Below are 12,299 nucleotides of genomic sequence, written 5' to 3' on the forward strand. Positions count from 1 at the left end.
CGAGGCCTTATGAACGTTTTACTCGACGCGCGCCTCGATGGCGTCCTCGATCTCGGCCCAGACCTCGTCGGGCGTCTGCTCGCCGTCGATGGTGACGAACGCATTGTCGTCTTCGTAGTGGTCGATGACTGGCTGGGTGTTCTCGTCGAACACGTCCAGACGGTTGCGCACGGACTCCTCGTTGTCGTCGTCGCGCTGGATCAGGTCGCCGCCACACTCGTCGCAGACGCCCGATTCCTCGGGCGGGCTGAACTCGACGTGGTAGTTCGCGCCACACTCGTCACAGACCCGGCGGCCGGTGAGCCGGTCGACGAGTTCTTCCCGTGCGACCGAAAGCGAGAGGATCACGTCGAGGTCGGTCATGTCTTCGAGTTCTTCTGCCTGGTCGAGGTTACGCGGGTAGCCGTCCAGCACGAACCCGTCGGCCTGTGAGAGCGCTTCGTCGACGATGGCGTTGACGACCTTGTCGGGGACGAGGTCGCCCGCGTCCATGTACGCACCTGGCGTGTCGTACTCGGTGTCCATGTCGGAGATGTCCATCTCCTTGTTGCCCCGGAGCGCATCGCCGGTCGTGACGTGTTCGACGCCGAACTCGTCGGCGATGTTACTCGACTGTGTGCCCTTCCCTGCACCCGGCGGGCCCAGAATCAGGATTCGTGGTGCTGCCATACCCGCCGATTCTGGGGGGTCGAATAAATGATTGTCCAAAGCGTTCTCCCAACCCAGAAGTGGGAGGCGCGAGACCCGCCCGTATGGACGACCGAGTCCGCTCGACGGTGACGACGTACGAGTCGGTGGCCGACCGGTACGCCGAGTGCCACGGCGACCGCGAGAAAGTCGCCGATGTCGTCGCCCGTTTTCTGGACGCGCTCGACGCCGATGAACCGGAACGTCAGCAATCGGCGGATGGCGAAGCCGGGACTCGGGTCCTCGACGTGGGCTGTGGTCCGGGCTGGGAGACGGCCACGTTCGCAGCGCGCGGGTTCGAAGCCGTCGGACTGGACCTCACTCCCGACTTCCTCGCTGCGGCCAGCGAGCGCGCGCCCGAGTCGGCGTTCTTGCGGGCTGACATGCGATTGCTTCCGCTTGCCGACGATCAGTTCGACGGACTCTGGGCCTGCGCCTCCGTGCTGCACGTCCCGCGTGCGGATGTCCCATCGACTCTCGCGGGATTCCGGCGTGTGCTCACCGACGGTGGGCTGCTGGGACTGACGATGAAACGTGCGAACGTGGACAGCACGAACGACTCACCGTACGAGAACGACGACAGACACTTCGAACGCTACGAACCGGACGAACTGTGTGTGCTCCTCACCGACGCCGGGTTCGCTGTGACGGACGTGATCACGTCCGAGCGATGGGTCTTTCTCACTGCTCGTGCGTGACCGACGGCTGGCGTGACCTCACTCCGTCAGTGGCAGGACGATTCCGAAGACGAAGGGCGACAGCAGTGCGATCAAAACGCCGAGAATCTCCGCGTCGAGCAGGAGCGTCTCTTCCCAGCCCGGAAGCTGGCCGAAGTATGCGTGTGCCACGAGTTCGAGGGCTGCAGCCAGCGCGAACAACCCCGCGCCAAACAGGAACGATCGTTTCGTCCACGTCGCGTAGTCGATGCCGCGATGAGATGCCATACACCGTCGGTGACGGTCCGTCGACAAAAACGCACCTGATCGCAGAGCGTGTGCGAGACCCTGTCAGTCGCGAGGGCAGTGGTCGAAAGTACTATCCCCGGCCATGTGTAGGGAGGGATATGAGCACTCCACCGGGGGAGTACTACACTGACGAACGGTGGCAAAACTGGATCGACCGCCTCGACGAGGAGGAGATCGACCCCGAGAACGAAGATTCCGCGCGCCTGCTGTTGAATCTGCAGGACGATGCAGCGATCGCTGTCGCGAAGATCATCACCGATTACGATGACGAGCTGCTCGATCGCGAGCCCGCGCTCGAGGAACTCGCGGACATCCGCGAGATCGTCCTCGCGGAGGTCGACCTCGACGACGAGGAGAAACTGATGCTGATCGACGGCGTCCAGACCTCGCTGGTCTGTGTCTTCTACGCGGCAGAGGAGTACGTCGCCGAAGGGCCGGCAGCGGAAGGGGCCGTCGTCGACTACATCGAGGCGGCGGCCGAGGCCGAGGCCGAGGAAGACCTCGATGCGGCACTGGGCTACTGCGTGCAGGCAGGAACGCTAATCATCGACGGCGAGGAACTCGACGTCGATACGGCGGCCGATCTGGAGTACGGACTGGTATCGGAGTGGGTCAACGGACTCGACAGTCTCCAGACGGCGATGAGCGACCCCGAGGTCGTCGAGGAAGACGAGGACGACGCCGAGTAGTCGTTATCGTTTGGCTCATTCTTGCGGATAGCTTTTTCACTGGGTACTGGCAAGGACAATCAATGCGACTCCGGGACGACGAGCGCGCCCAGTCGGTGCAGATCGGAGCGGTGTTGCTGTTTGCCGTCCTCGTCGTCGCGTTTTCGAGCTATCAGGCGTTCGTCGTCCCGAATCAGAACAGCGCCGTGGAGTTCAATCACAATCAGGAGGTCCGCGACCAGATGCAGGACCTGCGCAACGAACTGGTTTCGGTCCACGGCGAGGTCTCGACCCGGTCGGTGACCCTGACGCTCGGAACGCGGTATCCCGGCCGTCTCGTGGCCGTCAATCCCGGGCCCCCGTCGGGAACGATCAGAACTGTCGCCACCGACCGCATGGCGGTCAACTTCTCGGTCGCGAACGCCACCGCGACCGGTGAGACCGGCGACTTCTGGAACGGGAGCGAACGGGCGTACAACACCGGGACCGTCGCCTACCAGCCCAACTACAACGTCTACGGTTCGGCCCCGCTGACGGTGTACGAGAACTCCGTGCTGTACAATCAGTTCCGGGAATCGAACCTGACGGCGTCGGGTCAGACGCTGATCGACGACGAGCGCATCAGTCTCGTCGCGATCAACGGCTCGGTGAGTCGGACACAGACCGGATCGACCAGTCTCGACCTCCAGCCGGTGAGTACGTCGTCGACGACGGTTTCGGTGTCGAACACCTCGTCGACGGAGAACGTGACGGTGACCGTGGCGACGCGGTTGCCCGAGAGCCGATGGGGAATGCTGCTGGAAGATCAGCTCTACCCCAGCGGCCACGTCGTCGACTACGGCGTCCGGTCGATCGACGGGTCGCAGTTCGATCAGCTCTGGATCGAACTGGAATCCGACGTGAACTACCGACTCCAGATGACGAAGGTCGGCGTCGGAACGAACGTCGCCGAAGAGGGAAGCGCCTATCTGACCGACGTGGGGGGCAACGAATCGACGATTCCTGAGGAAACGACCCAGGAGCTCGTGGTCTCGGTCCGAGACCGACTCAACAATCCCGTCTCTGGCGTGACGGTCAACGCAAGTATCGAGCCAGCGACGGGGAACGGGACACTCGCAGCGACGGAGCGGACGACTGACGATAGCGGTCAGGTCACGTTCAGATACGAAGCGGCCGATATCTCTGGGACGACAAGTGAGACGTTTCGTATCAACGCGAGTCTGACTGGCACGAGCGCCGAGATCGGCGACGCACAGTTCGATTCGACCACCGCGGAGAACGTGACGCTCACTGTCAGCGTCCAGAACAGCGACAACAGTGGCCTCAGTAGTGGCGGCAGTGGTGGTCCGTACGCAGTTTCGTGGCTCGATCCCTCACAGACAGGCGTCACCTGTCCGGACGGCGCCAATGGCATCTGTACCGTCGATGCGAGCAAGGTGGCCACTGTCGACCTGACGGCGGCGACCAATCCGACTTCGGTGGGAACCATCATCGATTACTCGCTCAACGATTCGGGCGCTGGGTCGGTCGACCCGGGTGAGGGTGAGACGGACGCGGCCGGCGAGAACAGCACGACGTTCACGCTGACTCGTAACGGAGGCGTCACTGTGTTCGCGTCAGGGGCCGGGAGTGGCGATGCAATCGAACTCCTGGTGTCGAACTACGCGTCCGACCTGATGTACAACGACGACGCCGTGACCTACGACGGCGAGGACACGGACAGCGTCGCTGGCGGGGTGAACTTCTCCGTCACGAACCGTTTCGGCGAGAGCGTCACGATCACCGACGTCAGGATAGCGCCCGCAAACAGCGCTATCACGACACTCAGCGACGGCGGGTTCCCGAACGACGAACCCGTGACGAGCGAAGTGTACGTCGCTGCGGACCTGGCCGATGCCCACGTCGATTACGGCGGCGGAACCGGTATTCCGCGAACTGTCGACCTGGACATCGACGGGCAAAGCAACGACGGGAACGCACAACTCTCGGACGGCGCAACGGCGACGTTCTACCTCTACGAGTTCACTGACGGTATCTCGTCGGTCGACATGAGCGGCGAGGACGTGGAGATCACGGTTACCTACCAGCCAGCGAGCGGCGGAACCGAGACGAAGACGTTTACCATCACGCCAACCGGTGGGGGTGGCGGAGGCGGTAGTTCCGCGCCGTCGGCGAGCATAACAAGCGCGACCTACAGCGCCGGGTTCTCGCCGCCGAGCGACCGGTACGATGTCACCGTCGATGTCTCAGACGCGGACGGCGACCTCGACCGCGTCGAGTACGAACTTGCCGATTCGTCGGGCACGGTTGTCGACACGGCGACGGACAACGGTGTGAGCGGATCCAGCGACACCTCGACCGAGCAACTGATCGCACAGACCAACGAGCGCGATAGCTCGTATACCATCACGGTGACCGTCTACGACTCCGCATCGACCCCTAACACGGGGAGCGACCAGACCGTCGTCCCGGGTAGCGGCTGACCGGCCGATCGGTGTCTCCCCGAATTCCCGACCGGAATTTGGATCGGGATGTCACTGACTGTCAGCAGTACCCGTACTACTGCACTGACTCCCGTCTCACGGCACCAGTCATATCGACAGTTCCGGGGGAGGACTGGCAGCTCGGGTCCGAGTCACCGCAATCGATTTTGCAATCACGCCGACTATTGGCCGCCTCCAGCTCTGAAGTCGTACGCTACCATTCAAGACCAGTCATCACCCGGCGATGAGAGCATGCGCTCATGTCGCGCCCAGTCCCAGGTCATCGGGGTCGTCCTGTTGATTGCCTCGTCGTTCTCCCCGTGGGCGCTTTTCCCGCGCTGATCGAGACGAGCGGGACGACGCTCGGACGGACCGGTATCGCTGGTACCACGAGCTACGGTGTCGACGGAACTGGCGGGCACGTCGTCGTCTCCGACGACGATCAGATGTTCATCGTCAGTTACCATGACTACCGTGAGAGAGATACATCCTGATCGACAACGCCCCGTTCGAGCCAGAACCCACGCTCCGGGTCCTGAGCGCTGGTTCGTTTTCCGATGTGACGGTCCCACGCAACCGGGGGGACACTCACGACCGGGAGGAAGGCGTTCGTTCACGACGTGCCGTCGGACGATCTGACGCTGCGTAACGTCAGTGCAATGCGATCGTCGGTCAACTTTACCTTGTGAGGTGAGTATACGCACTTCGACGATCGTCGAACTAATAGTCGACAGTCTCTTATACAGCGCCACTGACCTTTCGCTCATGACGGCTGTTGGCATCGATGCGATGGAGATTCGGACAGGGAAGTTACAGCTTGATCTCGCGGAGACGTTCGCGCCGGCACAGGACGAGGACCCCGGAAAGTACACGAAGGGGCTGGGTCTCAACGTCTCGTCGTTCCCGGACGTGTACGAGGACATCGTGACGATGGCGGCCAACGCTGCCCATCGGCTGATGGAGCGCAAGGGGCTGACTCCCGAGGATATCGGTCGTATCGACGTTGCCACTGAATCTGCCTTCGACAACTCCAAGCCGGTGTCGACCTACGTCGCTGGCTGTCTCGAACAGGTGTACGACGAGGACTTCCATCACGCCAACAAAGGCGAGCGGAAGTTCGCCTGTATCGCCGGCACCCAGAGCCTCGACGACGCCTACAACTGGATTCGCGCCGGCCGGAATCGTGGTCGGGCGGCACTGGTCATCGCGACCGACACTGCACTGTACGCTCGTGACGACCCCGGCGAGGCAACCCAGGGAGCGGGTGCGGTGGCGATGCTCGTCGACGAGGACCCCGACCTCGTCGAACTCTCGGCCGAACAGGGCTTTGGGAGCGCCGACGAAACCGACTTCCTCAAACCGAATCAGCAGTTCCCTTCCGTCGACGGGAAGCGCTCGATGAAAGTGTATCTCGCACGCGTTCGCGAGGCACTCGAAGACTTCGAGTCCGCCGTCGGTGGCGTCCACCCCGACGACTACGAACTGATCCCCTTCCACACGCCGTTCCCCGGCATGGTCCGCAAGGCCGCTGCACTGGGCTATCGTCACATCCTCCGCGACACCGACGTGGAACTGGATCTGGCCGACGAGATCGGCCGCCAACCCCGCCGCGAGGAGTTCAAGAGTCAAGAGCAGTACTTCGATGCTGTCACCGAGTACACCGACGCCCTGACCGAGACCGAACGCTATCAGGCCTGGTACGCGGACACCATCGAGCCGACACTGGAAATTGCCCGCGAGGTCGGCAACTGGTACACCGGCTCCGTCCACGTCGCCCGCGTCGCCGGGCTGAAACACGCGCTCGAACACGACCGCGACCTGAGCGGTGCGAAGCTACTCGTCGCCTCCTACGGCTCTGGTGCGCAGGCTGAGGTCCACGCCGAGACCATCGTCGACGGCTGGGAAGCCGAGATCGACGCACTCGACATCGACGAGCAACTGGAGCAGCGCTACGACATCTCCTTCGCGGAGTACGAGCGCATCCACGACGTGCACAACCACGACACCGACGACTACGCCGAAGTCGAGGAACTCACGACCCCGAGCGAGGAGTTCGTCTTCGACGGCTGGGGTCGGATGGGCGAGCGGAAGTACCGGTACGTGCGCTAGGATCGGCTCCGGATCGCTCGCTGCGCTCTCGATCCGCTTTTTCGCCACCGTCAGAGCAAGCGCTGACGAGCCTCACTTCGCTGCGCTCAGTGAGACCACGTTTTTGCGGAAGTGGTGGCGAACGGAGTGAGCTACCCGACGAGCAAAAAGGTGGGTAGCGGGTCGGATGGGCGAGCGGGAATATCGATACGTGCGGTCGTCCGACAGACGGAGCGACGATTAAGTGCCGCCACTCGGACAGAAAGGGCGGGACCTTTTGTGCGTCGTCTCACACGAGTAGACGATGCCCTCCACGAGACGACAGTTTTTGGGCGCGTCAGGAATCGCGCTCGCCGGGGTGGTCGGGATGGCTGTCAGCCGAGACACGAACGCGACCACCGACCGCTTCAGGCACGACTGGCCGATGCGTCGCCACGACCCTGCCGGGACCGGACACGAACCGAACGTGTCGGGACCGACAGACGACGTGACGATCTCCTGGGAACACGAGGCACCGTCGTGGTTCCAGGGGACGACCGCGCCGATCCGAGTCGGAGAGACGATCTACGCGGCCGGGAACGGACTCCTCGCGCTCGACGCCGAGACGGGAGCGCGACAGTTCGCACACCGAGGGCCGTATCAGTCGAGTCCGGCACGGGTCGACGCTTCGATCTACGAGACGGACACGCTCGCCGTAACTGCTCCATCGGGTGTCTTCGGACTGAACAGCGGCGGCGGTCTCGACCTGCCGCTGTCGAATCGGTCGCTCGGACTCGAACGCTGGCGAGGTCCAGCGGCCGGTCCCTCTGGGTTCTTTGGCCCAAACGAAGCGGTCGCACCAGTCGTCGCCGACGGGCGGATATACGTCCCCATCCCGGGGACGAACGCCCTCGCGGCAGTCGACCCGAACGACGGCGATGTCGAGTGGCGCGTAACCAATCACGAGGGCGACAGTCTGAGTACGCCGTACGGCCGCCCGGCCGTGCGCGACGGGCTCGTCTTCGTGACGAACTGGCCCAACCAAGCGACCGCCTTTCGCGCCGGGACCGGTGAGCAACACTGGCACCGTGAACTCGACGACCAGTTGCTCCTCCCCCCAGTCGCGACCGAGGCGGGCGTCGTCGTCACCTCTCGTGAATCGGCGTGGTTACTCGACGCCGACGACGGGACGACCCTGTGGCAGCGGTGGATCGACGGGAACGTCACCGACAGCGTGCCAGCAGTCGCAGACGGGACCGTCTTCCTCGCCGACGAACAGGGGACACTCCACGCGCTCGACCTCGCGACGGGTGAGACACGGTGGACGACGCCGTTCGACGGCAAGACGGCCCCGGTCGTGGCCGGCGGGACCGTCTACGCGGTCCGGTCAGCGTTCTCGCTCGTCGCCATCGATGCCGCATCGGGCGACCGACTGTTCGAGTACCGGCCATCTCAGGTCCCGCTGTCGGCACCGATCGTCGGCGACGGCGTCCTCTATGCCTCGAACCGACGGCGCGTGATCGCACTGGAGGAACGATGACGGGAGCGCGAGCGAGCGACGCCGATGGCGAGCAGTCGTCGTCTCCGACCGCACAGCCACCGTCCCCGTCGACGGGACTGCTCCGAACGGCCGTGGGACGACTCCGTCGCGATCCAGCGCTGCTGATCCCGTTCGCGGTCACCGGTCTCCTCACCGCGGTCGCAGATTGGATCCGCCGGTGGGATCCGGTGCCGGCGGCGGCGAACGCGGCCGAGACGACGGTGTCGCTCCGATATACGATCTTTCCCAGCGGCGTCCCCGATACAGTCAGACACATCGACGCGCTCGTCGCCCTCCGAACCCCGTATCTAGTGGGCGCTGTGGTGCTCGAAGCCACAGTCGTGCTCGCGGTCGCGCTGGTCGGGTGGATGACGATTACGCGCGCGCTCGGCGACCCACGTCGTCGCGACGGACTGGCACGCTATCTCGGGGCCGTCGCCGTCTTCAACTACGGTCCGCAGTTGTTTGGGTCGTCGACCGTCGACATCGATAGCCTACCGCTTGCGGTGCTTCTGTTCGTCGTCTTTTCGTTCGTCCTCGTGTCGTTGTTCGCAGTGCCGGGCTATCTGGCGATCGGTCACCCATTCGTGACGGCGATTCGTGAAAGTGTCCGGGCCGCTCGTGGCAGCCGCTGGCGGCTGTTCGGACTCGTGCTGGTGTTCGGTCTGGGGTCGTGGGGTCTCGCGACGGCACCCGCTCCGGTCGGAAGCGCCCTGACGACGGCTGTCGTCGCACCGGTCCACGCCGTCGTCCTCGCCGTCGTCGTCGATCAGGAGAGGAGCCAGTCGACGCTCGACGCACAGGTCGAGTAGCCACCAGTTCCGCCGTCTTTGAACGTGATGCCGTGTTCTTGCTCACGCTCGGTGCAGGTCTTGACTTCCGTGTACACGTGTCGCTCGTCGTCACCGAGGTCTTCGGCGATGTACACGGTCACGTTGCCCGGTGTCCAGCCATCGATGGTCGCCGTCCGCGTGTCACCGGGTTCGACGGTGAACTGCTGGGTCGGAACGCCCTCGTCGGCGAGCGTCACGTTCCGGAAATCGCCCGGCCAGACGAGCTGTGAGAGCGTCGCGAGTCGCCGCTCGCCGTCGTCAGCCGTCACAGCGAAGTTCAATAGCATCGCCGTCTGGGATCCCTCGACGGTGTAGCTGGTGACTCGATACGTCGTGTCGTCTTCGTTCGTCACCGAGAGCGTCGGTGGCGACGTGAGTAGCTCACTGCCAGCGACGGAGAGGGCACTGAGGAGGACGAGAACGGTGAGGAGGGCCGTCGTTCGTCTGGAGACCATATCCCACGCTACTACGTGCCCGATACAATAACGACCCGGTCCTCGAACGCGTGCCCGTCGACACCACTTTGCCCATGCCTGCTGTCCACTCGACCGTGCACGACTACCACGCCCACACGAACTACTCCGACGGCCGGTACATGTTTCACATGGTGCGGGCCGCAGAGGCGGCGGGATTAGACGGGATCGGATTCACCGACCACTGTACCGTCACCGAGCGTGACCACCGCCACGAGGACCGGGCGCGCTACGCGTTCAATCTGGACGTGACCTACGAGCGGCGACGGCATGGGATCGAGTCGCTCCGCGAGGAGAGTGACGTGGCGGTCTACGACGGCGTCGAGATGGACTACGACCCGCGTGACGAGGCAGCCATCGCCGACTTCCTCGCCGAGGCGGACTTCGACTACGTGATCGGGAGCGTCCACGAACTCGACGATCGAAACGTCCAGATACCGTCGAACTACGCCGACAGGTCCGGCACCGAACTGGATCGGCTCGTCGACGAGTATTTCGACCGGCTCGTCCAGTTGATCGAGTCCGAACTGTTCGACGTGGCCGCCCACCCCGATCTGATCGAGCGGACACCCCCACTGGCCGGTCGAGCGACCGAGGCACAGTATCGCCGTGTCGCCGAGGCCTTGGCCGACTCGCGGACGATCCCCGAGATCAACGCCGGCCGGGCGCTGACCGACCTCGACCTCGTCCACCCGACCGACCCGTTTCTGGACGTGCTCTCCGAGTACGACGTTCCGTTCACGGTCGGCTCGGACTCGCACACGCCTGAGGAAATCGAGGCGAGAACGCCGTTTCTGTCCGAGTTCTTCGACAGGCGGGACATCGAGCGAGTCGCACCGCCAGCGCTTCGGTAGCCGCGTCGACAGAGAGTGTCTGAGACGGTTTCACACGAATCGATGCTGCCGCTCGATGGCTCGTAAAGTAGAGAGTCGCTGAGGGCTGAACGCCCTCGTCCCGTTCGTCCGCCAGCACCCCACAGCACCGCAACCACACGCCTCCCCAACAGATTCGCTCTCTACGATCGCTCATCCCTCACACAGTGTGGTCGCTCGCCGTCGCGAGCGACAGCGTGCGCCACCACAGTTTGGTCAGTCGCCCGGTTCACCGAGCGCTTCGCGCTCGTGAGCAGACCCAGCGAGCGAACCCGATGCGCAAAAAGATGGTCAGGGCAGGTCTCGGAGACCCGCCAGCATCTCGTCGAGGTCCGCGTCGGCGACCGCAAGCGAGAAGCCGTCGATGCGAGCCAGATCGGTCGCACGGTCCCACAGGGCGGTCTCGTCGAGTCCGTGGAGCACGACGGCGTTGGGCGTCGGCGTGACGACCCGGAGCGCGACCAGCGGCGACTCGCCACGGGTCACGTCGGTAAACACCAAGGCCCGGTTGGTCGACTGGCCGTAGAGCTGATAGAACTCGTCGGACGAGAGGCGCGTGATCGCCGCGATGGAGTTGATGACGGTGTGGCCGGCGACGGTGTCCTCCTCGCCCCGGACCAGTTCCGTCGCTCCGATGGCGTCGTAGAAACGGTCGAGCGGGACTCTGGCGGTGTATTCGCCCAGATCGTGAACCACGTCCGAGTCGAAGCCCGCCGAGAGGACGCGAGCGTGCTGGCGGATGTGTTCACCGCCGCGTGATTCGTCGATGTCGAGCAGTGCCGAGACGACCCGGCGGACGACGCCGATGCCGGGATTGTCACGCCGGCCGCTCTCGTAGTCGGAGACGACGGAGGGCGACACCGACAGGGCGTCGGCGAGACCGGTCTGGCTCACCTCGAAGTCGGTGCGCCACTTGCGAACGGTCTCGCCCGGGTCGTCGCTGAGTGCGATCTCGCCGGCCATCTTCTCGGCCAGTTCCTGCCGTGGCCCCCGTGCCATAGCTCAGTATCTGAACGGTTGCGCCCAAAAGCGTACCGGAGCCGCGATTATCGCCACAGGACGGCTGCCACCGCCCCGCCGGTGCCAAAGACGAGTGGGTAGATGAGACCGGCGAGTCCGACCGCCGGGACCAGCGTCGGACCGCCGGCCGACGTGTCGACCGTGATCGTAAACAGGAACACGCCGGCGAGCGCGAGCGGGAGGTACCCCACCGCGGTGGCGGCCCCGATCTTGAGTGCGTCACCGAGCTCGCCAACGTCCGTCATCCGGGCAGCGAACAGACCCGCCCCGAAGAGGAGAGCCGGCGGAACGACGTACAACACCGCCGAGAGCGCGTCTCCCTGTGCGATGAAGTTGACGACTTCGGTGCCCCCGACCAGTGGAACGTCGAGCGTGATCGTCGTCGTCACGCCGTGGGCGTTGTAGAACACCCAGCCGACGAGCTTCCAGGCGGATCCGTCCTTACCGACTGCCTCGATGAGTTGGTTCAGATCCGATTCCTGGATGGAAGCGCCGCTGGTGACGTACGTGAGTACGTATCCGAGCACGTACACCGCGCCGGCGCTCACGGCTGCTGTGGCCGCGCCACGAACTGTATCGCGCATACTGTCGGTTGCTGGCGGGAGGGCCGGCATAGGTCTTGCGGCCTCGCCCATCGAAATGGGCGTCTCGAAACAGTGTCCGATCGAAGATGCAGAAAGATAGCTGATCC

13 protein-coding genes are annotated in these 12,299 nt (G+C 64.2%); 8 read left to right on the plus strand and 5 right to left on the minus strand.

Annotation, left to right across the window (positions count from 1 at the left end; translation table 11 throughout):
* Nucleotides 1-18: 18 nt before the first annotated feature.
* The gene (locus tag AC5FRW_RS16005; RefSeq protein ID WP_493569464.1) at nucleotides 19-669 is read right to left on the minus strand and encodes an adenylate kinase; all 651 of its coding nucleotides are present in this window, start codon (nucleotides 667-669) and stop codon (nucleotides 19-21) included.
* Nucleotides 670-752: 83 nt separating this feature from the next.
* Between AC5FRW_RS16005 and AC5FRW_RS16010 the strand changes: the two genes are divergently transcribed.
* Nucleotides 753-1,385 (plus strand): class I SAM-dependent methyltransferase, encoded by a 633-nt coding sequence (locus AC5FRW_RS16010; RefSeq protein WP_493569465.1) that lies wholly within the window; start codon nucleotides 753-755, stop codon nucleotides 1,383-1,385.
* 18 nt (nucleotides 1,386-1,403) lie between these two features.
* On the opposite strand, the gene AC5FRW_RS16015 is transcribed toward AC5FRW_RS16010, so the two are convergent.
* Nucleotides 1,404-1,631, minus strand: a complete 228-nt coding sequence (locus tag AC5FRW_RS16015; protein WP_493569466.1) for a DUF7860 family protein — start codon at nucleotides 1,629-1,631, stop codon at nucleotides 1,404-1,406.
* 119 nt (nucleotides 1,632-1,750) lie between these two features.
* On the opposite strand from AC5FRW_RS16015, the gene AC5FRW_RS16020 reads away from it, so the two are divergent.
* The 6 genes from AC5FRW_RS16020 (at nucleotide 1,751) to AC5FRW_RS16045 (ending at nucleotide 9,222) form a co-directional block, all read left to right on the plus strand.
* Nucleotides 1,751-2,341 carry a DUF2150 family protein gene (locus AC5FRW_RS16020; protein ID WP_493569467.1) on the plus strand — a complete coding sequence of 197 codons (591 nt, stop codon included), beginning with the start codon at nucleotides 1,751-1,753 and terminating at the stop codon, nucleotides 2,339-2,341.
* A 62-nt stretch (nucleotides 2,342-2,403) separates the two neighbouring features.
* A complete protein-coding gene (locus tag AC5FRW_RS16025) occupies nucleotides 2,404-4,803 on the plus strand; it encodes an Ig-like domain-containing protein (RefSeq protein WP_493569468.1) in 2,400 nt (799 codons plus the stop codon).
* Nucleotides 4,804-5,123: 320 nt separating this feature from the next.
* Entirely contained in the window at nucleotides 5,124-5,297 is a 174-nt protein-coding gene (locus AC5FRW_RS16030) for a hypothetical protein (RefSeq protein WP_493569469.1), read from the plus strand.
* Nucleotides 5,298-5,568: 271 nt separating this feature from the next.
* Entirely contained in the window at nucleotides 5,569-6,912 is a 1,344-nt protein-coding gene (gene hmgB / locus AC5FRW_RS16035; protein ID WP_493569470.1) for a hydroxymethylglutaryl-CoA synthase, read from the plus strand.
* 283 nt (nucleotides 6,913-7,195) lie between these two features.
* Nucleotides 7,196-8,410, plus strand: coding sequence for a PQQ-binding-like beta-propeller repeat protein (locus AC5FRW_RS16040; RefSeq protein ID WP_493569471.1), 1,215 nt, complete (start codon nucleotides 7,196-7,198; stop codon nucleotides 8,408-8,410).
* The gene (locus tag AC5FRW_RS16045; RefSeq protein WP_493569472.1) at nucleotides 8,407-9,222 is read left to right on the plus strand and encodes a hypothetical protein; all 816 of its coding nucleotides are present in this window, start codon (nucleotides 8,407-8,409) and stop codon (nucleotides 9,220-9,222) included. The genes AC5FRW_RS16040 and AC5FRW_RS16045 overlap by 4 nt, the downstream gene beginning before the upstream one ends.
* On the opposite strand, the gene AC5FRW_RS16050 is transcribed toward AC5FRW_RS16045, so the two are convergent.
* Nucleotides 9,180-9,698 (minus strand): hypothetical protein, encoded by a 519-nt coding sequence (locus AC5FRW_RS16050; protein WP_493569473.1) that lies wholly within the window; start codon nucleotides 9,696-9,698, stop codon nucleotides 9,180-9,182. The two genes, AC5FRW_RS16045 and AC5FRW_RS16050, sit on opposite strands and share 43 nt — an antisense overlap.
* A gap of 95 nt (nucleotides 9,699-9,793) precedes the next feature.
* Here AC5FRW_RS16050 and AC5FRW_RS16055 point away from each other — a divergent pair, with 95 nt between their 5' ends.
* Nucleotides 9,794-10,570, plus strand: a complete 777-nt coding sequence (locus AC5FRW_RS16055; RefSeq protein WP_493569474.1) for a PHP domain-containing protein — start codon at nucleotides 9,794-9,796, stop codon at nucleotides 10,568-10,570.
* 309 nt (nucleotides 10,571-10,879) lie between these two features.
* On the opposite strand, the gene AC5FRW_RS16060 is transcribed toward AC5FRW_RS16055, so the two are convergent.
* Both AC5FRW_RS16060 and AC5FRW_RS16065 read right to left on the minus strand, forming a co-directional pair.
* Nucleotides 10,880-11,587, minus strand: a complete 708-nt coding sequence (locus tag AC5FRW_RS16060) for a helix-turn-helix domain-containing protein (protein WP_493569475.1) — start codon at nucleotides 11,585-11,587, stop codon at nucleotides 10,880-10,882.
* A gap of 47 nt (nucleotides 11,588-11,634) precedes the next feature.
* Nucleotides 11,635-12,192: a DUF7978 family protein gene (locus AC5FRW_RS16065; RefSeq protein WP_493569476.1), complete on the minus strand. Its 558-nt coding sequence runs from the start codon at nucleotides 12,190-12,192 to the stop codon at nucleotides 11,635-11,637.
* Nucleotides 12,193-12,299: the final 107 nt, after the last annotated feature.

Source organism: Halomicrobium sp. HArcht3-1 (assembly GCF_058933345.1).